Origin of the sequence: Paludibacter jiangxiensis (assembly GCF_001618385.1) — a bacterium.
Classification (GTDB): Bacteria; Bacteroidota; Bacteroidia; order Bacteroidales; family Paludibacteraceae; genus Microbacter; species Microbacter jiangxiensis.
Genome location: NZ_BDCR01000004.1, coordinates 327966 through 351085 on the forward strand (window position 1 = coordinate 327966; position 23120 = coordinate 351085).

Here is a 23120-nt window from a genome sequence, read left to right on the forward strand (position 1 = left end):
ATCAAGTGTTTGCTGTATACTGAGTAAAAGATGTTAATCTGTATAGTCTTCTTCGATTACCAGGTTTTCTATAATGAATTCCTGACGCTCGGGAGTGTTGTTTCCCATGTAGAACTCAAGTAATGTGGCAACCGAGTCTTCTCTTTTCAGCGTAACCGGATCAAGGCGGATATCTTTGCCAATGAAATGACGGAACTCATCGGGAGAGATTTCACCTAACCCTTTGAATCGGGTCATTTCAGGGTTTGGTCCCAGCTTTTTAATAGCGTTCTGCTTTTCTTCATCGGAATAACAGTAGATAGTTTCTTTCTTGTTCCTTACCCTGAAAAGCGGTGTCTGAAGAATATAAACATGCCCTTTTTTGACAAGGTCGGGAAAGAATTGCAGAAAGAAAGTGATGAGTAGCAGGCGTATGTGCATTCCGTCTACGTCGGCATCGGTCGCAACAATTACTTTGTTGTAACGCAGGTTTTCAATTCCTTCTTCAATGTTTAGAGCAGCTTGCAGCAGGTTGAACTCTTCGTTTTCGTAAACAATCTTCTTGGTAAGTCCGAAGCTATTCAGTGGTTTACCACGCAAGCTAAATACGGCCTGGGTGTTTACATCCCGGCTCTTGGTGATAGATCCACTCGCAGAATCACCCTCGGTAATGAAGATACAGGAGTTTTCGCGTTGCTCTCCTTTGGCATCGTTGTAGTGCACGCGACAGTCACGCAGTTTCTTGTTATGAAGACTTACTTTTTTCGCTCTTTCGCGCGCAAGCTTCGTAACCCCAGCAATGGCTTTACGCTCCTTTTCCGAATCCTGAATTTTCTTCAGCAGAATATCAGAACTCTCCAAATTCTTATGCAGGTAGTTGTCAACTTCTTTTTTTACAAAGTCACCGATAAATTTACTTACCGAAGGACCTTCCGGCCCGACATCTTTGGAGCCCAGCTTTATCTTTGTCTGTGACTCAAAAACAGGTTCTTCTACGCTGATCGCCACTGCAGCCACCAACCCGTTGCGGATATCGGTGACTTCCATGTTTTTGTTGTAATACTCTTTTATGGTGCGGGCAATTGCTTCACGGAATGCACTTTGGTGTGTACCTCCCTGTGAGGTATGCTGCCCGTTTACAAAAGAATAATATTCTTCACCATACTGATCGGTATGGGTAAAAGCAATTTCTATATCTTCTCCCTTCAGGTGAATGATAGGGTAGAGACATTCTGAAGTGATGTTTTCATTTAACAGGTCAAGAAGCCCGTTTTTGGAATAAAAACGTTTACCGTTGAAAATGATTGCCAAGCCGGTATTAAGGTAGGCATAGTTCCGTAACATCGATTCGATGTAATCTTCACGGTATTTGTAATTGGTGAAAATGGTATTGTCTGGAGTAAATTCCACCAGAGTTCCGTTGGATTCGGATGTCTTCTGGAGAGGTGATTCGGAAGTAATTTTGCCTTTGGAAAATTCAGCATGTTTCATTTCTCCCTCGCGGTAACTTTCAACCATGAATTGAGACGAAAGTGCATTGACGGCTTTTGTACCAACACCATTCAAACCCACGGACTTTTTAAAGGCTTTTGAGTCGTATTTACCACCGGTGTTCATCACCGAGACTGCATCCACCATCTTGCCCAATGGTATTCCACGACCAAAGTCACGTATGCGAACGGTACCATCTTTCACGTTGACCTGAATAGTGTTCCCGTTCCCCATTCGAAATTCGTCAATTGAGTTGTCGAGAACTTCTTTGAGCAACACATACACACCATCGTCGGGATAAGTTCCATCTCCTAATTTTCCGATGTACATCCCCGGGCGGCGGCGTACGTGCTCCAACCCTTCAAGCGTAATGATATTGTCGTCTGTATAGCTACTTGATTGTGAATTGAGTTTGATATCGTCCATGTTTTTTCCGATTGTTCAAGCAAAGATAATAAAAATACAGGAAACGAAAATTGCCAAAAAGAAGTTAGTAGAGCGGATTTATCGAACCATATTTAAGGGATTTTTGTAGCGAAAAGTCAAGACTAATTCTATTGTTCTTAAATGAAAGAACCTAGTTCAGCAAATGTTAACAGTTATAAGCAGAACCTCAAGGATTATTAGCTGCTGATATGTCTGATAAAGCAAATGAAAGCTTGCAGCAAGCTCAAGAATATTTACTGCTTAGACGGGTCAAACTGGTACAGGAAGTTGGTGTAATCACTGTAAAAATAAGCATTCCAGCCTAAGATATATGCTTTGTTGTTTATAACGAACGATGTGTGGACTGCAAGGGTTTTTGGAGCACTGATGCCTTTTATCCATTTATCGTTGGTTTCGTCATACCGCCATATGCTGCTAGAAACTGCTCCTGCATAAGCACTCTCAATATAGCCCATTCCAACATACGCTTTGTCATTGATCACAAAACTACAGAAGTCACTATATCCTTCAGGCATGAAATCAGTTTTTCTTGTCCATAAATTGGTGGTTGGTGTGTATTGCCAGAATTGTTTTACGCTACCTCCACTCCTGTCAATCCCCAGATAACCGGATTTGCTGGTGGCAAATGAGAAATAGCCCCATGGTGTATCTGGAAGGCCGCCAGCAAAATCAGCAACCTGATTCCAGCTGTTGGTTAACGGATTGTATTGCCATACATCTTTAGCGGAGTGAAAATTACCCACATAGGCCTTATTGTCAATCGTAAAAGAAAACATGTAGTCAGAAACTGTTCCCGGGTATGCCTTTTGAGCGCTCCAGGTCATTGTTGAAGTATCCAGTTTCCACAAGGTCTTATTTATCAATAAAAAACCGGCGTTATTTGCGGAAAATGCTATCGGGTGATTCCCGGGTGCTTCCGGTAAATTTGGAGTAGCTGTAAATAAGTCTGTTGCAGAATTGTATACATACAAGTTTGCGGAATTTGGCTTTATCAGGTATGCATTATTCTGTAAGGCAAAACTAACCGTATTGCCCGCCATCATCATCGAAGGTTTATTCCGTTGAGTCCATGGGAAAAGTAAGGAGAAATAGCTGGACGAGGTTGCAGTCATGCCGGCAACTTCCACATTGATTTTTACACTGTCAGAAGCCTGAATAGAGGGTACTTTTACATAAAGAGAATTCTCAGTAGCAGAATCCACCGCAACTGACAAAGAACCTAATTTTACGCGATTTTTTGTTATCTTGCTGTCGAAATGACTTCCCGAGATGACGATTGTTTTGCTAAAACCTCCGTTCGAAGGAGAGAATCCTGTGATGACCGGAGGATTGCTGCCCTTGCTGTTAAAAGTAAGAACATTGCCATAAACAAGATATTTTGAGGATTTTATATATGCCCGGACGTGGTATTCTGCTCCGTTTTTTAATCCCCCTTCAATTTTGCAATTGATTTTTCCGTCAGAAACCGATTGACCCAACGATTTTTTGGAACACGTCAAAACCGGTGATGCAATAGTGTCATCCCATACGAACCCATAATCGATCACGTCATTTTTATTTGTCCCTGTTACAGTGGCATTGAATGTTGCACCGGACGCATTGATATCCGACACTTCTTCTGTAATGATATACGGATAAGATTTTGTACTAACCTCGAGATCGGCACAACTTATCACCAAAATACCAGCAAGAATAAAAATGATGCTAAGCTTCTTCATCGCCTTAAAGATTAAAAGAAATTATAAGTTGTAAGTTGTTTCTGGAAAAATCCTGGGTTTGGAATCCGTATTGTTGATTGACACGGGCTTCAACAAACAACGCATGTTTATAATTCAACTTATATTCAACGCCTATGCCTGCAGCCATACCCACTTGCTGGGAAGAAAAATATCGGTTTGGACCATTGTCGTCAATCATTATGGTAGATGAAGACATGTTGATAGTAGCTGTATTCAAATAGCTTTTTTCGCGCAATACATAACTAATGGTGGGGCCGATGTTGATAAATGGGAATAACTTGCCGAAAGAGGCAGTGTACCTCAGTAAAATAGGGAGATTAGCCGTCGTGATGTTAGAAACGAAGTCGTAATCCTTATTTGTTACATGTTTTGATACTGAATATCCGTTTTTAGCAATGTATAATTCCGGATGCAATGACAGATTTCCTTTCCCAATCGGATAATCTACAAATATGCCAAAGAGGCAGTTGTACGTGTATGGAAATTGAAAGAGTTTTAAATCAGGATTGGAGGGGGAACTTTTAAGGCTTGGTAACGTGGCTTCAGCTCCTGCCAATATACCCCATTTAAAGTATACTGTATGTTTCGTTTTGCAATAGTCGGTATTGGAGAAATATCGTTCAAAAGACAGACGGCTGTAGGTCAAAAATTTCAACTTTTCTTTGTTGGGGGAACAATGTGACGTGAAGTCTTCAATAATCCTACGATAGTTCTGTTCTGTTAGTTCAACCAGTTTGTTATTCTCTTTTTCAATAAAGAACGTCGAGTGTTGCTCATCCTGAAAATAATATACAAAAGGAGCTTCCGAATCCAAACGTAAAAGAAAATTAGTCCGTGACACTCCGTTTATTGTGAATGTTTTGGAAAAATATTTATCCGAAGACCCGAAACTATATTCAGTAATCTGGTTCGGGCTAAAACTGAAAGTCGAGTCTTTGAGCTGTATCTTGCAGCTTTTCTGGTTGTTTTGTATTCCCTGATCAATAATGGTTATGCCCATCGTAAGAGCAGAGTCTTTTACATAGTAATCCGTTTGACTGTAGGTAGATACGGTGGTGTAAATTGCAAACAATAAGAAAAGAATTCGTTTCATGTTAAGGGATGGTAGTAGATTTATGTCAGAATGAATTCTGTGGTTTTGGTATTGTTTTGCAAATATATATTTTTTATTTCTAATTTTTATTGAACAGATGGTTGTAATATGAAGATAAAATTTGGCATAATTTTTACAAAACAAGATGGAATCAGAACATAAGGTCGCAGTTGCGTTCGGTCTCATTAATTTGGGCGCCCAGACTTTTATAGAAACCTATTGCAGGAGTATTCCATTCGGAGACTTGCCAGCGTACTTTGCTGCAATTTTCTTTTTTTGCGAGCGCAATGATACTGTTAATGAGTTTCGTGCCAATTCCTTGTGCGCGATATTCCGGTTTTACATAAAGGTCGTCCATGTAAAGCGATTTGCCAATCCACGTGTAATAAGCAAAAAAGCAGGTGGCGTAACCGATTATTGTATTCTCTTCATTGATTGCCGCAAAGCCCTTAATGTACTCTTTTTCTGATTTCATTTTATCAACTGTATTTGTCATTAGTTCAGGCGCTTTCTCGAATATGGCAAATTCTTGGAATAAAGCAATAAGTTGGGTGAAATCAGCTTCTTCTATTGGTCGTATTTGTATTGGCATGTTATTTGTTTTTCTGCAAAATTAGGCATTTTGGATCATGGATCAAACCTGAAGTTATAGCACGCCTTTCAAACGGATGATGAACCCGGTTGAGTTTGGATACAAAAAAAGCTTTATGACGAATAATCTCTGCAGACTAACCGTGCATAAAGCTTTTTTGTAAATAAAGATGTCGTGTGATGCTGATATGTCAGTTTTGTGTTAAGCGATGCCAGTGTTAAAGGCAACAGAAGAAATTGACTTTTGAGGAACAATATATTCTTCGCAAAAATTTTCAAAGATAAGGGTTACATCTTTGATGAAGTTTTCTTTAGAAAAATTAAACATGCCTCTGGGAGCATCGTTTTCAATGATGTTGATGAAAATGTAGTTCTGATGCTTTTTCAGAATAATCATGTTTTTATTCTGTTTCATCCGGTGAGATTCACTTGTCAAAACGGCAATTTCATCACTGTAATTTGCGTCGCTGAACTCAATATTGTGGTTCAGGTAGTTTACGACCGAATGCAAATCAGTCGTAACTAATTTGAAGGATGACGTTTTCATTCTCTTTCGATTTTGGAAGGTTCGAGATTCTAAAGATAAAATCTTGAATCTAAGATTTTGGTTGCACAATGATTTTGGTCCCTCAAATATAAGGCGTTATTCTATGATTTCATAATAAATTAACATATAAAATATATTAAACACTAAAAAAAGTAAATAAAATTTTGTAATGTGTTGATATTAAGTTTTTTGTATAATTCAGAAAGAACATCGTTTTTAAGAGTGTGGTTAAAAGATGGATTTTCCTTATTTCGATGAAGAAAGACCGGAATGAGTCAATGCTTTGGTGTTCAGATCGACACCAAAGGTGGGCTTTGCATAGCTGTAGTGGCACTATGCCGGAGAAATGGAATAGTCTCTTATTATTTTTCAGTAGAAACGACTATCCCATTAGCCAGATAATTGTTGTTTTTCAACAAACGACTGAGATTGTAAGTCATTATTGATCCTGGTCGGGGAGTAATTGATTCAACCCGTATCTCAGTTAGCTGGTTTCGGGTGTATTTGAGGCAAATATCACCTCTGGTAAGTTGCCGCGTGGGGATGTTATATTTTTTGCGGGTCAATGCAGGTTTACAGGAACACCATCCTTTCCCTTTTACAAAATACGGATGATCTGCCGTATTGATATTTAGGGTGTTATCGCTAAATGCAATTTTTACGATATCATCATGAGCCACAGAGTCAATCTTTTGTACAATGTCAGTCTCTGGCTTCATTGTTTTTAGGTTCACCGTTACGATTTTATCTCCCGTTTTTATCGTTTTGATGCATTTTGTCGTTCCGTCGGGAAAAGTAATTTGCGTGTTGCCATCAAAACAGAAGGATATATAGCAGTATCCGGGCGTAATGGTAGTTTCTCCGGTGACCAGATCAATCAGGCCGGTAATGCATTGGTTTTTATCCCAGTTAATATCTCCTGAAGCCTGAAAAAAGGGATGTCCGTTGGTAGGATTAGCCTTGGTGGTAACTTTGTAAAGAATAGCACCTGTGCATAGTGTATCAGTCTTTGCAGCTTTAATTAATGCTTTAAATGCAGCTTGCTGCGAAGTGTATTTTAGGGTGTTGACAGATGCTACGGTAAACATTTGAGCACTGAATGCCGATGCATCAATAAGACTGTTAATCTGGTCTTTGGTGAGTAACGTCGTTCTCGGAACAGCGATAGATGGATATAAACCGGCAGTCGAAGAGTTCAGAAAAACGGGGAATGAGTCGTACAGTCTTGTTTCAACCCAGTCAATTTTTACTTTATAGCTAATATTGAAAGAGATACCATCGTTCCATTTCCCGATGCCTGTGCTGCAAGGGAAAATGTGATCGTTAAAGTAATCTTCCGTCATATTATTTCTGGATAGGAAGAGTTGTTTCCAGATATTGAAATAGTTCTGGCAGGTATCGCTTTTGCCAAATATGCCGCTACAAGCTATTTCGTCAGTCTGCATGGCGTAATGGGAACAATCGCATTTGCGGGTTGTATATTCAGTAATGGTGCATGATCCCAGAAAGAAGATGCAGATGACGAAACCAATCATTTTCTTCATAAGCCTGTTATCTATGTCTTTATTGACGTTTTAGTTTATAGCGGTCGACTTGCGTATCGGATGTTGCGGAACGATAATCTTTTGATATTTCAATCGAGTCACTCTTAATTTTGATTTTGTATTTGCCGCCAAGTATTAGCGTCCAGTCAAAATTTGCTGTCCATGCGCACTCATTCGTAAAAATAATAGCGTCGCCGATAATAGTGTAGGTGCCTTTGCAAAGTGCCGGGTAGTATGGCTTGCTGCTTGAGCCCGACCATGTGTTGCCCGAAAATCGAAGGGTTACGGTTGAAGTGTCTGTTGGTTGCCAGGTTATCTCTCTTTTGAAAGAACCTTTATAGGTGCCATCAGCAAACAGATAATTCTCTTGTATGGTGCTGCAACCCGAAACGCAAATGATGCATGCTAATGCCAACATGAATTTTTTCATACTCCGGTAAGATTACGTCTGTTGTTTTTCAGAAAAAACAGATATAAACTATAGATGCATGTTCCCTTGTAAATGCTGCTTTTAGCTGATATTGAGAAGGAATATTTATCCGGTAGGGTAGTCACGTCTCTTTATTGCAGGAATTTTTTGATAATAGCAATAATGGCAGATAGAACAACACTTACCAGAATCATGGTGGTGATCGGAAAATAGAACCTGACATTCTCTTTTTCTATACGAATATCTCCCGGTAACCGTCCCAGCCAGGATAATTTATCCCCGGCAAAGTAAACCACAACGCCGGCAATTACAATGAGAATACCAGCAATGATTAATATTTTACCGATGGGTTACATTGTTTGTGAGATTGATTTGTTTTCAGCGTTTTCGAGGCAAGAATAAAGCGCTTAAATTATCACCGGCGTTGATGTAACAACGGTAATATGGTTGTTATAATACTCCTGACGAACCAAATCCTGTGTCAGAAACAGCTTTTCCCACATGGTATGATAAGCAGCATTGGTATCGATGTCGCAAACCATTCTTGCTGCCGAAGAATCAGCAACAGACGGTTTTAATGCCCTTTGGTAGCGATATTTTTTGAATATCGGCATGGAAAGTACCATTACACAGGCCAATAAGCCGAATAACCATTTTGTGATTTTTGTTTTCATATCTTGTTTTTACGCCAAAACCATAAAGGCATTATCTACGCATTATCCTTTCCTTATTAATATCCAATTTATAGCACGAATCAGGAGATTTGCGCTAGGAGGGGAGAGTCGGGATGGTTAGTTCATGCTTTCTACAAGAATTTTATTTTTTTGCTCTAGAAATTCATCCTCACTCAATATGCCTTTTTCCTGTAATTCTTTTAGCTTTTCAAGCTGATCAATCCAATCGTCTTTCTTTTCTATGGCATTATTACTATTCACAAACCAAGAAGCTACATAACCAGTAAAAGTACCAAAGAGTCCAACTCCGGTGGTCATTAAAATAGTTGCGATCAATCGTCCTTCAGTTGTTATCGGATATTTATCTCCATATCCCACAGTTGTAATAGTAGTAAAAGCCCACCATAAAGCATCTTCGGCGCTTTTGATATTGGAGGTGGGGTCTGTTTCAACCTGCAATATTCCTATGGATCCAAATATTAATGTCAGAAAAGCAATTAAAGCCACTGCTGCAAATGTTCCGTTGATCTTTGATTTGAATATATGTTGTATTAAAAAACGCACAGAACGAAACGCTCGCATTACCCGGATAACTCTTATTAACCTGATAGTTCTTCCATACTGCAGAAAAGAGAAAGTCGGAATGCTTGATACAAAATCAATCCATCCCCAACGCATAAATCGCAATTTTGATTTTGCTTTAAAGAAACGATAAAAGAAGTCATATAAAAATATGATGCAGATCATATTATCTATTAATGAAATCAATTGTGACGTTTCTGGCGAAAGCTTAAAAAAAGAATCTATCAGTAAGGCCACAAGTACATAAATGGATAAAATCATTATTGTGATATCCAAAAAAGTAAGCTTCTGCTGATTCATTGAGAGACTGCTTTTGATTAAATTGTTTAAGTATTATTGCTTTGTGTTATTTTATACATTTTCATCCAAATTTTCTTATGTTGATTTCAAGTCTTTGGATGATGGTAATGATAAGGGCCAATAGTTTGGGAGTTTTTAATTACACTCATTTTATTTGATTTTGCCATAATTTCCCTCGCAAATTTACATTTTATTTCTAAATAAATTGATTGAATTGCTTTTTCTATCTGCATTTTGTGACTAAACACGGAAAGAGTTAGAGAGGGGAGGTTTCGATTGGAAAATAGAGCTATTACACCAAATATCTGTGAGATACGGGAGGTAAAAAAGTGTTTAATTGGAGATGCAAAGCGGCATAGTGAAAAGCAGTCGCAGGAGATGACTGGTTTTGCCGAATGACCTGTGGAATCAATCCGTATAACCGGATTGAAGAGGGGAGAAGGCTTGATAGTTCTGGATAATTGTGGGCAGGTTATGGTCAAAAAGGAGACAGGCGGAGATGTGCGGGTGCTAACCAAACGCTGTTCTCAAAGAAATTACCTAATTCTCCTTTTTTACCATTTTATCATCCTGATTGCCGCAGAAAAATTCTTGCAAGCTCAGCGAAACGACAGAGTCGGTTTGTCTTTTACTGGAGGGCAACGGTTCCCATATCGGTAACCTGTCCTGATGTTACAAGCACGTTATCAACGGTTTTATTTGTATAAGGCGATACCGGCTGAAATACAACCTTGTATGTTCCGGCGTCAATTCCTCTCAGTAGAAATTTTCCATCACTACCAGCAATCGTGCCGATAGTGTCACCACCGGCTATTGCTGTAACATAAGGTGCTGCAGCAACAGGAGAAACCATTCCTTTGATTGCGCCACTTGTTGCCTTTGTGAAGGTTCTGATCACAGGTTTCAGGTTAAATCCGCCGTTGCCTTTTGCTACAATGGAACGGGCTGCATCAAAATCAATCCATAGCTGATAATCGATCCCTTCGGTAAGTATGGCGTTGATATTGAATTTCAATCCCGACTGCATGGCCGATGGCGTGTCGAGCGTGTACAGCTGATCGTTGATCTTTACCTGATTGTTGGATCCCAATACAAGGCGCATCTGCGTGATTTGTCCCGCTGGCAGTTCTATCTTTGCCAAGAGAGTATCCATGCCATTCCTGAAATCAAGCAGGTTGTAAACCCCGGATCGGATGGGTAACGATACCCAGTTGTCAGTAACGCCTGTTGCTGCAACATTGATTTGGGCACTTTGAATATCAATCAGCACCTGTTGGAAATTGGCAGGAGCATCCGTCAGACGAACGGAAAAGGTGGCATTTTTCACTGGATCTGTCGTGCAGGACGCCAGTCCAAGGGCAAGTGTGCCGGCCACAAAGATGGCTGCAATGATTTTCTTATTCATAATATTCAATTTAGAGATGACACATCCGGAACTTTGTAGAAATAGCTTCCTGAAGAAGCGAAACTAACCTGCATCGTAAAATATGATGTAAAATTATGGTGGTGTAAATCAGAAATCAATAGGATGAATAATCTTTAACTTGTAAAATTACAGAAAATTAAACCGTTTATGTAAAGAAAAAGAATAGGTAAAAATGCATTCTTTTTACAGGTCTTGGAACATGCAATTTACCCATGCAGCTGATTCTGTCTATGTTGCTGTAAGGCGTTGATAAGTAATGTATAAGCGGATGATAATTGATTTATCGCTTCAGTTTTAGTTCATACAAATCGTTACGCCGGTCTTTCAGGTTGCGCACACTACCGTAGGTGTGTAGTTCGGTGAGCAATGAGATGTCCACATCCGATACCATGATCATTTCGGTGTTGGGAGTGGCCTCGGCGCATTTACCGTCGGTAGGGAAAGCAAAATCGCAGGGCGAAAACACTCCCGACTGCGCGTACTGGATGTCCATGTTATGAACGCGCGGAAGATTGCCTACGCAGCCCGCTATCACCACGTAACACTCGTTTTCGATGGCACGTGCCTGTGCACAGATCCGTACCCGAGAATAGCCGTTTTGGGTGTCGGTGAGGAACGGAACAAACAATATCTGCATGCCCTGATCGGCCATGATACGGGGTAATTCGGGGTATTCCACATCGTAACAAATTAGTACGCCGATACGGGCACAATCGGTATCGAAAGTCTTTATCACCTTGCCGCCGGTAAGTCCCCAGCTTTTAATTTCGTCCGGCGTCACGTGAATTTTCTCGTAAGTGTCGTAAGTTCCATCTCTTCGACACAAAAAACCGACGTTGTGCAAGTCGTTGCCCCGTAACTGAGGCATACTTCCGGTAATGATATTGGTGTTGTAACTGATGGCCAGACTTACAAATCGTTTGCGTATCTCTTCGGTGTATTGCGCCAGTTCGCGAATAGCCTGCGATTCTCCCAGATGGTTGAACTTAGCCATCAGCGGAGCATTGAAATATTCGGGAAAAAGCACGAAATCGCTTTTGTAATCTGACACCGCATCCACAAAAAATTCCACCTGTTCAAAGAGGTCGTCCACCGACTGGTAATTGCGCATCTGCCATTGCACTAATCCTACGCGAATACTGGTCCTTGGCGGTATAAAATCGGGGGTGGGTGCCTGATAGTAGATATTATCCCATTGCATGAGGCAGGCGAAATGTTTCGACTCTTCATCGTTCGGAAGGTAGTTGGTCATCACCTTACGAACGTGAAAATCGTTCGATAACTGAAAGGTGAGCACCGGATCGAAAATCTCTTTTTTGCGAACTTTTTCGATATACTCTTTCGGGCGTATTTCGTCGGCATATTTATGATAATTGGGCAGCCGCCCGCCAAACATGATGGCCTTGAGATTAAGAGTTTCGCAGAGTTCTTTGCGGTAATCGTACATGCGTCGAGCAAGGCGCAGCCCTCTGTATTGCGGATGAATGAATACCTCGATGCCGTAAAGAATGTTGCCGTTGGGGTTATGCGTGTCGAAGGATTCGTTGCCAGTCACCGAAGCATAAGAGTGGTCGTTTTTTACGAGGTCGTAGTCCACGATTATAGACAGCGCGCAACCTACAATCTTTTTGTCTACGACGGTTACCACCTGTCCTTCCGGGAAAATGGTTATCAGTGTGTCAATCTGTTTTCGCGACCAGAACACATCGCTTCCGTCGCTGTAGGTGCGTGTAAATGACTGTGCCAGTTGCTTGTAATCATTCCGGTGCAACGGGCGAATAGAAACTTTGCTGATTTCAGGTATATTATCCATATTCTCAGTGTTTAGAAAATGGTGTACAAGCAAAGTTAGTGGGAATGAATTATTTTTCAAACGAAAAAATGGGTTTTGAAAAATGTTTTTTAACAGCTTATGAAATAATGTAATAGAAACCCTAAATAACGAAAGCATTCACTTATTTTAAATTCGCAGAAGACGAAAGCGGCAGATTCTCAGTTAACTTTGCGGCTTAATTATTGCATTCATCCTATAAATGATCAAGCAGAGAAACAGAATACGCATACTGATCGCATCACTCCTTTTGATGCTAACAACCGGCACACTGATGGTGAAGTCGGTTCACTGCGTGTTGATTTCTCACGATGTGGTTACTGAAGCTGTAAACGGGCAGACAACCGTTTCTACCGATCAGCCGGATAGTTGTCCTATCTGTTCTTTCGATTTCTACCCTGTAATCCTTCATTCGTTGAAGGTATTGCCGGATGTAACCCGTTTTGCTTATTCAGAACGCCTGTACAGCCTTATTGATGCACCCGTCAAACAGGCTACCCATCTATTTTTGCTTCGCGCACCACCAGCCGCGTAAGACACTCATCTCATTTCTTTTATAAAAATCAGAACTCGTAGCATTGACTTGCACGGGTATTGGTGTATTGTATTCGACCCTTTGGTCTGTCGTACATTACATCCGCCATTTACATTAGCCTTAAGATATCGGAAAGCATGAAAAATATGCCTGATTTCTTAATGGTGATCATTATAATTTAAATCCAAACGTTATGCAAAAAAGATTGATATTTATCATTTTATATATTATTCCGGCTTTATTATTTGCCGAACCCTTGCCTTTGGCTAAAACGTCGCTAAAGGGAGTTGTGACTGATAAATTAACGGGAGAACCCTTGATTGGGGTGGCAGTGTACATTCCCGAATTGAAAACAGGAGCCGTGACTGACGATAAAGGCTCTTATCATATTGATAATTTGCCGAAAACCACACTGATCGTACAGGTTACTTATGTAGGGCATCAGTCTGTTATTGAGGCTATTGATTTGAGAAACAGTGTGACGCAAAATTTTTCTCTTGTGGAATCGTCGGCAAAAATAGACGAAGTGGTGGTAACAGCCACTGCCGGATCTACTCAATTAGTGAGAACTCCCACGCCGATTGCGATAGTGCCTCATACCGATCTTTTGCGTGAAGCATCTACCAATCTGATGGATGCGTTGGCCAGTCAACCCGGTATTTCGCAAATTACGACGGGAGGAGGTATTTCCAAGCCTGTTATTCGCGGACTCGGCTACAATCGTGTGGTAGTGGTAAATGACGGGATACGTCAGGAAGGTCAGCAGTGGGGCGACGAGCACGGAATAGAAATAGACGAACAAGCCGTGAATAAAGCCGAAATTTTGAAAGGTCCTGCCAGTCTGATGTTCGGTTCCGATGCCATGGCAGGCGTGATCAACCTCTTTTCAGCGCCAACTCTTCCTGAAGGCAAAATAGCCGGTAATTTCTATGCGAACTATCAAACGAATAACGGATTGATGGCTTATTCTCTTGATTTAGCAGGTAATAAAAAAGGATTTATATGGGATTTGCGCTACAGCGATAAAATGGCTCACGATTATAAGAACAAGTATGACGGCTATGTCTATAATTCACGTTTCAAAGAGCAAGCGCTGACCGGTTTGATTGGAATAAACAAAGAGTGGGGGTATTCTCACCTGACCTTTAGCACTTATCAACTAACACCCGGAATTGTAGAAGGTGCACGTGATTCAATATCCGGAAAATTTATAAAACCGGTTGCACTCAAAGGCGTTGAAGGTAGTGAACTTGTTAACAATGCTGACGGGAAGAGTTACAGTCACGGAATGCCATATCAGCAGGTAAAACACTACAAAGCAGTGTGGAACAACAGTATTTTTATTGGGGACGGTAGTTTGAAAACCACAATTGGATTTCAGCAAAACCGCAGACAGGAATTTGGCGATGTTCTGAATCCCGATCAGTACGGGCTTTACTTCCTGCTGAATACCGTCAACTATGATGTACACTATATGTTACCGCAAAAAAACGGGTGGTCTGCTTCGTTTGGTGTGAATGGCATGTATCAGCACTCCATGAATAAAGGTACTGAGTTTTTGGTGCCGGAATACAACCTTTTTGATGCCGGTATCTTTGGGATTGCCAGTAAAACTATCGGACGATTCGACATTAGCGGAGGCATACGGTTCGATAACCGCCACGAACACGCTGATGATCTCTATTTGAATTCAAATGATGAGAAAACCACCGTTTCAGATCCTACAGCCTACCATCGTTTTACCGCTTTCACCAATGATTTCGGGGGAATAACCGGTAGTTTAGGTGCAGCATGGAGAATAACCGACGATTTTCATGCAAAATTCAATCTGTCAAGGGGTTTCAGAGCTCCAAATATTGGCGAATTAGCATCCAATGGGGTTCATGACGGAACTGTTCGTTATGAAATTGGCGATAGTAACCTGAAGCCGGAAACCAGTCTGCAAGCCGATTTTCAACTGGGCTATTCATCGCGCTATCTTTCTGCGGAAGTCGACCTGTTTGTCAATCGTATCAACAATTATATCTTTTCCAGAAAGCTGAACAGTACGGCAGGTGGCGATTCAATTACCAACGGTTACCAGACTTATAAATTTGTTTCGGGTGATGCCCGGATTATGGGTGGTGAATTTATGTTTGACGTTCATCCATTTGACTGCCTGCATATCGAAAACAGTTTTTCGTATGTTAACTCCATTCAGCTAAACCAACCTGATTCCACCCGCTATTTACCGATGACTCCCGCTCCCAAATGGAAAACCGATGTGCGTCTTGATATTTTAAGACATGGTAATGTGTTACGTAACGGATATATCAATGTTGGTGTAGAGAGTTATTTTGCACAAAATCACTATTATGAGGCCTACGGGACAGAAACCCGTACCCCCGGTTATTCTTTGCTGTATGCCGGAATTGGTGGCGATGTTATACACAAAGGCCATACGCTCTTTTCTCTCTATCTGACAGGAAATAATCTGACTGATGTGGCTTATCAAAGCCATTTGAGCCGGCTTAAATACGAGGATGTAAACAATGCAACCGGCCGTACGGGAGGGTATAATATGGGGCGGAACTTCAGCATTAAGTTATTGGTTCCGATAAACCTGTAAGCGATAAAGTACGGGGTAATTGCAGTATAATGGACTAACGGTTTTTCTACGCTAAAGGCGTAACCCAATAGTAACGTCCCGATTCAGCGGGGTGCAAGCGCAAGGATGGTCAATGTACTCCCTGAACCGCGTAGCGGTATCCAGTTTACAGGGAAACGCTTACAGCGTTATGTAAAAAAGCGACTTTACTACCCGTCGGGATAAATCCCGACGTTATTATAGGAACAACACCTACGGTGTTTAGGGGTCACTTTGCAGATAATCATATAAAATGAAAACCATTAAGAAAATGAAGATACCTTCATCGTCTTAATGGTTTTTCTGTAGATTATATTGTTACGCGGAGCTTATTTGGTTATTGTTTCCAGCTTCTTGAGCATGGCAAACATAAAGATGGCAGAAACCAGGCAGCAAAGTACCAGTACGCCCCATACCATCCAGAGTTCCATACCTCCCCACAGGTCACCAATTACACCGGTGAGTTTGTTGCCGAGTGCAGTAGCTCCAAACCAGCCTCCCATCATCAATCCTTTGTATTTCGGAGGAGCAACACGGGAAACAAATGAAATACCCATTGGACTAAGGAATAGTTCAGCAAACGTGAGGACGAGGTAGGTACTGATTAGCCAGTCAGGTGAAACCAGCATAGGACTTACACCTCCCGATGCTTTCAGATCGGAAGGAGAAAGCAAGCCGATAGAACCGAAAGCCAATAAAGCAAAACCAGCAGCGGCAATCACCATCCCAAAACTGATTTTACGGGGTGCTGACGGCTCTTTCTTCTTTTTAGCCAGCCAAGAGAACAGTCCTACAAAAAGCGGCGTTAAAACGATTACAAAGAAGGGATTGAATTGTTGGAAGATCTGAGGTGTAATTTTAATGGACGGTTCCATATGTGCATATACTAAAGCGATTGCACCCAGAGAAGCTGCAAGAAATAGCCCGGAAATGGCTTTCCCTTTTCCTGTTTTTGATTGAAAGATATTGGTGATGCTATAAACAACAGCAATGAGAAGAACCATGGAAACCAGCGAAAATCCGATTCTATCGAGGCCGGAAACAGAACCTGTAGTGTAATCACGGGCAAAGAATGTCATTGTCAGTCCGTTTTGGTGGAACGACATCCAGAAGAATACAACTACAGCAAAAACCATCAAAAGGGCAAAAATGCGTTCGCGTGTTTGTTTTGGAGTAAGTTCTTCCACGTGCGAAGTAGCCGTTGGTTTGTTGGCGTTGTAATCGGCGTGCTTATATGTTCTCTTGAAGACTACGAAGATGGCAATAGAGATAACCAGCGAGATGCAGGCGATGCCGAAGCCATAGTTATATGCGGCACTCAATTTTTCAATATAAAGGCTTGAAAAGTCTGCTAACGGTAGTTTTGTGCCTTGTTCAGCGGCCAATGCCGTCAGTTGAGCCAAACCATCAGTAGAAATAGTGCCATTAAGCAACTGGTGGGCGAGAGCAGGGATGTGAGCGTCGTAAACCATGTGGTATTGACTCAGGCTGTAGTTAGTGATCCATTCGGCAGCAGAAGGTGCGAAGAAAGCACCAATATTGATGCACATGTAGAAAAGGCTGAAAGCCAAATCGCGTTTGCTGCTGTATTTCGGATCGTCATATAAGTTACCAACCAATACCTGCAGGTTTCCTTTGAAAAGACCTGTTCCCAACGAAATCAGGGCTAAAGCCGAGACCATTGCAATGAGAGAAAAAGTGCGGTCATTGTTTGGAATAGCCAAAAGCAGATAGCCGGCAAACATGATTATGATACCAATCATGATGGTGCGTCCGTAACCCAGCCATTTGTCGGCAAGAAATCCACCCAAAAGAGGAGTGAGGTAAACAGCACCCAAAAACCAACTGAAATACGAACTGGTTTGCGAAGTGTCGAATCCGAATTTTGCCTGAAGAAATAACGTAAAAATGGCTAACATTGTGTAGTAGCCGAAGCGTTCACCAGTGTTAGCCAATGCTAGAGCAAAAAGCCCTTTGGGATGTTCTTTAAACATAAATGAATACTTAATGGATTATTATTGGTAAAATTGAGAAACAAAGATAGTTTTTAATCCTGATATATCCCAATTAACCGATTATCCGGTAATCATCTATAAGTGCGTGTCAGTCTGTTGTTTTATCTATTTATTTGATAATTAATTTTTTGGTCAATGCCCCGGCTTTTACTATCCAGGCTCCGGTTGGCAATGTAAACGAATACGGGTTGCCATCGGAAATGACATTCTTTATCATTTTTCCCACAGGAGAATAAACGTAAATTTGGGTACCTTCAGTCATACCATATACAATCACCTTTTCATTATCACATAAAATATAAGGTTCCGTAAATTTTGGGGCAATATAATCTATGCAGGCACTTTCTGTCCCCACTATTCCGTTGTTCACCGTGCGTAAGCAATAGGTACCGCTTTTTGCAGAAGGAATTGTGAAATCTAATGAAGTGGTGTTGCCAATAGAATCTCCGTTGAAATAAATGTTGTAAGAACAAAGAGGAGACTTGTTGATTAAACCTCTTACATTGAAATTGTAGTCATTAGTAGCTCCAATTGTATAAGGCGTTCCACTTTCAATAATAACAGCGCCATAATTACCGGCAGTTGTCGATTCAATTTTAGGACCTCTGTCTACCGATACGGTATAACCCGATGCAGAGGTATACTGAACACCTATTGCGTAGACTTTTCCGGCTTGAATTGACAAGGGATTAGTGAAATACATCTCGTTCCATTGGCTTGTCTTAACACCGGTTACCGATTCATCCAATTTGAGGACCATTTTGTTGGTCGAGGATGAATATTCAAAAACCTGAATGTGGTAAGCGCTTGCATTTGCATCGTAAGGATAGAACTTAACGCCGGCGAAAGTTTTGCCCACATACGAAGCCAATGTTGACGAACTGAAAACCTGTGCACACGACATTGTTTCCTGCTGTCCGGTAGAAAGGGCGCCATCCAACGCTGCTCCATCCCAATGAACTTCCTGTATCGAATCTCCAATTTGAGGAATAGCGGTGGGAGCAGTCCATGATAAAACATAATCGGTATTGGATACTTTTCCTGTTAAATTTAGTGGCGCCGGACCTACATTTACATTTTTCATGAAGTCGAATGAAATAGTTCCGCCGTTTTCAGAAATATTTGTTATAGGTTTACCAGTTAAGGTGTTATCCCATGATTTTGCCGAAGGTGTTGTGCTGTCTGTAAATGATGTTTTGCCGGACGTGCCAGGAAATGCGCATCCTCCGGAATCAATATTGCCGTATGATGCTGCCGTAGATGTAGGATTTGTCGTGGCAGATGCACAAACCGGGTACACTTTTTGCGGAGATGTGATATTCAGATCATAATACAGATCATCGGCATCTTTTGCAATATGATAAATCAGAAGACCATGTCCCGGCAATGAACTGTCATAACCGGTTTGCTGTCTGTTTTCAAGCATATAATATTCCCCTTGCGTCAGTGTTTTGAAAATATACGCTTCTCCTTTTGTCCCGTTAGCCGCCATATTGGAGATGGTGGTCGGGGATTTAAGTTCAACCGGAGCAATCCATCCATATCTATATTTTTGGTATAGCGTAAGGTTGGGTGGGCAGGTGCCATAATAATTTAAGCCTACCCGGTTCCAGCTTCCTTCTGCCATTAGATCCCATGCTCCGGTACCGATATAACTACCATCACCGGTGTTGTCGTAATTGGTGTCATAATAATCGGGAGCTCCGATTACGTGATTTAATTCATGACATAAAACGCCCATAGTACATGTAACGCTCGGACTATTCGCATAGAGTTCCGGTGTGCATAAATAATGAGTTATAGAACAGTAGCTTGGGGGTGTAAAGTCATTCTGATGTGACCATATGGCATCTGTGGAAACACTTGTGAATTCCTGTCCGTTGCCTGCGAAAATGACATTTATAGCGCTATAGCCCGAAAAATCAAACGAAGGATTGGTAGTGTGTACCGCTCTGATTGCCTCTACTACCAGAGAGTCTGGATGCTGGTCATTTCCGAGTCCGCCTACATCTTTTCCATAATAAGATCTTGGTCTGCTGGCGGTAAAAGGGCCTTTAACGTCAAAATTCATAGCGAATTTTCCGTAAGAAGTAGTAGTGAAAAAATCTTTGACTGAACTTTGATTGTTATTCACACTATAACCCGTTTGGTTGAATAAGTTATTGAAATCAGAAGTCGTTTTTGTGAAAGCAACATCCTGGAACCCCATCAAAACAACCAAAATTTTGACTGTTCCCGTTGGAAGAGCCGAACTTTTCTGGCGTTTCATGATAGATGCTTTAAGTTGGGACGTCATTGAATCGAGTTGGAGCTGACTGAAGAAAATTTTTCTGGTCTGTCCGGAAAGAAAACTTTTTGCTTTATCGGAACGTTCTGTTGCATCCTGAGCAACTATATCCGATGCAATCATGTTGCCTTTTGAGTCAGTTGTGGCATAAGTGATGTATCCCCTGGCATTTTTCATCAGGGTCATGCCGTCGGAGGTCTCCATCCAGTGAACGTGTTCATCGCCTTTCTGCACAACAGTCACACTGCTTCCGTCAGGTTGCGTAATTTTTACCGGCCATGGGAATGCCGAAACAGCTGCTACTTTAGTGGCACAAATGAGCAGAATGGATAGGATATAAAAACTTTTCTTCACGATTTAACGTTTTGCAATAATAAATTCAAAATTATTACATCTAACGTTAAGTACCAATTAAATAGTATGAATTTAGCATGTTTTGTGATTTTGCAGGGTAAAACCTTACTCTAATTTATGCCGATTCATTTTAGCGAAAATAGCTTATCCATTGAATTTATGGCGTCTTGATACAAAAAAAGCGCTTTGATACAGCCTGTTGTATCAAAGCGCTTTTTGAACATGCTTCAGATAATCTATTCTTTGGCTTTGTCTGCGGTTTTAAGGGGAACTCTGATTAAGAAATATCCCACTAAACATAAAGCAATAAGGCCTAAAAGATAGGGAGGATTGCTGAACAGGCTGAAAACATTGCCTAAGAAAATATCGCCAATTGCAAAAATAGCAATAACCAATCCCATGAGGGCTTCTCCGGCAATCAGACCTGACGCCATTAAAACGCCGGTATTTTCCACAACACCTTTTTGATGTTCGTTCAGTTGTTTTTTTGCTACGTAATGATCCAGTATGCCCTTGAATAAGCCGCCAAGGAATATTGCAGCAACAGTTTCTAATGGCAGGTACATTCCTACAAAGATCAACATCGGACTTTTTACTTTCATCAGAATCAATGCCACGCCCATCAGCATACCGGTAATAATCAAAGCCCATACCATTTTACCTGCAATAATACCGTTCGACAATACAGCGAAAAGTCCCGCTTGTGGTGCAGTCAGGTTTTTACTTCCGAAACCACCAACGTAGTGTTCGGCATTTCCTTTTGCAATATCACCCTGGTTTAACAGAATCAAAACGCCAAACATTACCAGTCCCGAAATTACGACACCGATAATATCGCCAATCTGCATTTTCCAGGGAGTTCCTTTCAGAATATGTCCGGCTTTCAAATCCTGAAACATTTCGCCGGCCACAGCTACAGCCACCGCAACAATAGCTGCGACGCCCAATACTGCGGCTACACCTTGCGTGTCGTGTGTGATTCCCAGAGCAAGGAATATGAGTCCGGTAACAACGATTACGGTAACTGTTAAGCCACTGATAGGATTGGAACTACTTCCGATAATTCCAACCAAATAGCCTGAAACCGCGGAAAGGAAGAAGGCCAGCAGAACCATCAGCGAAGCAGCAGCGATAGCAATTACTATAGAAGCATTGAAGATGAAGTATGTTACGAAAAAAGTCAGTGCAGCGGCAAATGCGATACCCATCATGACCCATGTAAATTTCAGGTCTTTTTCGGTGCGATCCACAGCTTCGCTGCTTTCCTGTTTTGCTTTTTGAATATCGCCAACTGCACGTTTCAGACCGACAAAAAGACTGCTCCGCATGTTGTAAAGCGTGAAAAATGCAGCAACCAACATTCCTCCGATAGCAATCATGCGCACGATGTATTTCCAAATGTCGGTTGAAAGATGTTCCCATCCGGCAAAATTGGGCGTGCCATCAGCTGCCATCAGGCTGTAAACAGGATCATTGATGACGCTAGGGCCAACAATCAGCATAATGATTGGAATGAATAATCCCCACGCCAAAATAGAACCGCTGAAATTAAGAGACGCCAAACGCGGACCGATGATATATCCGACACCAAAATAAGCGGCGCTGATTTTAGGTGCTCCGGCAAGGAAGCCTCCCTGAGTCTTAATGCTAGTGCCGGTAATGGTTTTAGCGCCGGTATAAATAAACTGGCTCCAGGATACCGCAAACACTTTGAATTCGCCAAATAGTTTAATGAGTCCGCCGACAATCATTGAATAAAAAAGAAATTTGGAACCGGAGGCTCCTTTTTGCCCGGCTTTGTGAATTTCAGCAGCTGCCTGACTTTCGGGAAATGGCAACTCTTTGTCTTCAACCATTACGCGGCGCATCAATGCCACAAACAGAATTCCGAGAATACCACCGGCAATCAGAATCAAAGAGGCAGTCAGATACGTTTCCCACGATGAGAAATTATCCTTCCAGATTCCCGTGATGTAAAATGCAGGAAGTGTGAAAATGGCTCCTGCAGCCACCGACTCTCCGATACTTCCCACGGTACGGGTGAAGTTCTCTTCCAGAATCGTACTCTTTTTCATCATTCGCAACACCGCCATTCCAAGCACAGCAGCAGGATAAGTGGCGGCAATCGTCATACCGGCGCCGAGGCCAAGGTAAGCATTGGCAGCACCTAAAACAACTGCGAGTACCAAACCGATTAACAACGCGCGGAGGGTGAACTCTTTCAAAGACCCACCAGATCCGAACGGTTTGTTTTCATTTGCCATATCAACATTTTTAGAATTAGTAAACAGTAAACAACTCTTGTTTTTTTATAAAAGATGTCCATTTTTTAACATTGCAGGCAAAGGTACTTGCTTTTTTTCTATTAACCAATACTGTTTGCTGACGGATAATTATTTATTGGTTCTTAAACGGAGCATTTTGTCAGGAAACTCTGAAAGAGTATTGTTTCGTTACAAAATCAAAAAAATAATTGTGTTTGATTGATAATTTGAAACGATAGACACCTGACTGCTATCACTCTGGTAGATGTCAATAAGTTGTATGTTTTTTTCTTTCACTTTTCCTAAAAGAGCCGTAACTTTGAACTTTGATTAGGATTATAATGGGCTGATGTAACCCATTGAAT

The 23120-nt window shown here is 41.4% G+C and carries 17 protein-coding genes; 2 read left to right on the top strand and 15 right to left on the bottom strand.

What is annotated here, in order from left to right; translation table 11 throughout:
• Positions 1-33 precede the first annotated feature (33 nt).
• From PJIAN_RS11515 to PJIAN_RS11570, 12 genes are all read right to left on the bottom strand, one after another.
• Positions 34-1896 (bottom strand): DNA topoisomerase IV subunit B, encoded by a 1863-nt coding sequence (locus PJIAN_RS11515; protein WP_068705182.1) that lies wholly within the window; start codon positions 1894-1896, stop codon positions 34-36.
• A gap of 254 nt (positions 1897-2150) precedes the next feature.
• Positions 2151-3635, bottom strand: coding sequence for an IPT/TIG domain-containing protein (locus PJIAN_RS11520; RefSeq protein ID WP_068705184.1), 1485 nt, complete (start codon positions 3633-3635; stop codon positions 2151-2153).
• Between the two features lie 4 nt (positions 3636-3639).
• Entirely contained in the window at positions 3640-4749 is a 1110-nt protein-coding gene (locus tag PJIAN_RS11525) for a porin family protein (protein ID WP_068705185.1), read from the bottom strand.
• Positions 4750-4900: 151 nt separating this feature from the next.
• Positions 4901-5341 (bottom strand): GNAT family N-acetyltransferase, encoded by a 441-nt coding sequence (locus PJIAN_RS11530; protein ID WP_068705187.1) that lies wholly within the window; start codon positions 5339-5341, stop codon positions 4901-4903.
• A 201-nt stretch (positions 5342-5542) separates the two neighbouring features.
• Complete coding sequence (locus PJIAN_RS11535) at positions 5543-5887, bottom strand: hypothetical protein (protein ID WP_068705189.1); 345 nt, start codon at positions 5885-5887, stop codon at positions 5543-5545.
• Between the two features lie 362 nt (positions 5888-6249).
• Positions 6250-7431: an AXH domain-containing protein gene (locus PJIAN_RS11540; protein ID WP_084252398.1), complete on the bottom strand. Its 1182-nt coding sequence runs from the start codon at positions 7429-7431 to the stop codon at positions 6250-6252.
• A gap of 19 nt (positions 7432-7450) precedes the next feature.
• Positions 7451-7861, bottom strand: coding sequence for a hypothetical protein (locus tag PJIAN_RS11545; RefSeq protein WP_068705193.1), 411 nt, complete (start codon positions 7859-7861; stop codon positions 7451-7453).
• Between the two features lie 131 nt (positions 7862-7992).
• Entirely contained in the window at positions 7993-8208 is a 216-nt protein-coding gene (locus PJIAN_RS11550; protein ID WP_369691205.1) for a DUF2905 domain-containing protein, read from the bottom strand.
• A 60-nt stretch (positions 8209-8268) separates the two neighbouring features.
• On the bottom strand, positions 8269-8535 hold the full coding sequence (locus PJIAN_RS11555) for a hypothetical protein (protein ID WP_068705195.1): 267 nt from the start codon (positions 8533-8535) through the stop codon (positions 8269-8271).
• 117 nt (positions 8536-8652) lie between these two features.
• Positions 8653-9417 (bottom strand): ion transporter, encoded by a 765-nt coding sequence (locus PJIAN_RS11560; RefSeq protein WP_068705198.1) that lies wholly within the window; start codon positions 9415-9417, stop codon positions 8653-8655.
• Between the two features lie 628 nt (positions 9418-10045).
• Positions 10046-10822, bottom strand: coding sequence for a DUF4382 domain-containing protein (locus PJIAN_RS11565; RefSeq protein WP_068705200.1), 777 nt, complete (start codon positions 10820-10822; stop codon positions 10046-10048).
• Positions 10823-11123: 301 nt separating this feature from the next.
• Positions 11124-12656, bottom strand: coding sequence for a carbon-nitrogen hydrolase family protein (locus PJIAN_RS11570; protein ID WP_068705202.1), 1533 nt, complete (start codon positions 12654-12656; stop codon positions 11124-11126).
• Between the two features lie 220 nt (positions 12657-12876).
• Here PJIAN_RS11570 and PJIAN_RS11575 point away from each other — a divergent pair, with 220 nt between their 5' ends.
• Both PJIAN_RS11575 and PJIAN_RS11580 read left to right on the top strand, forming a co-directional pair.
• Positions 12877-13209 carry a hypothetical protein gene (locus PJIAN_RS11575; protein ID WP_068705204.1) on the top strand — a complete coding sequence of 111 codons (333 nt, stop codon included), beginning with the start codon at positions 12877-12879 and terminating at the stop codon, positions 13207-13209.
• Positions 13210-13402: 193 nt separating this feature from the next.
• On the top strand, positions 13403-15817 hold the full coding sequence (locus PJIAN_RS11580) for a TonB-dependent receptor (RefSeq protein ID WP_068705206.1): 2415 nt from the start codon (positions 13403-13405) through the stop codon (positions 15815-15817).
• 347 nt (positions 15818-16164) lie between these two features.
• On the opposite strand, the gene PJIAN_RS11585 is transcribed toward PJIAN_RS11580, so the two are convergent.
• The 3 genes from PJIAN_RS11585 to PJIAN_RS11595 form a co-directional block, all read right to left on the bottom strand.
• The gene (locus tag PJIAN_RS11585; RefSeq protein ID WP_068705208.1) at positions 16165-17829 is read right to left on the bottom strand and encodes a peptide MFS transporter; all 1665 of its coding nucleotides are present in this window, start codon (positions 17827-17829) and stop codon (positions 16165-16167) included.
• A 130-nt stretch (positions 17830-17959) separates the two neighbouring features.
• The gene (locus PJIAN_RS11590) at positions 17960-20491 is read right to left on the bottom strand and encodes a M6 family metalloprotease domain-containing protein (protein ID WP_068705210.1); all 2532 of its coding nucleotides are present in this window, start codon (positions 20489-20491) and stop codon (positions 17960-17962) included.
• Between the two features lie 236 nt (positions 20492-20727).
• Entirely contained in the window at positions 20728-22755 is a 2028-nt protein-coding gene (locus tag PJIAN_RS11595; RefSeq protein WP_068705212.1) for an OPT family oligopeptide transporter, read from the bottom strand.
• Between the last annotated feature and the right edge of the window lie 365 nt (positions 22756-23120).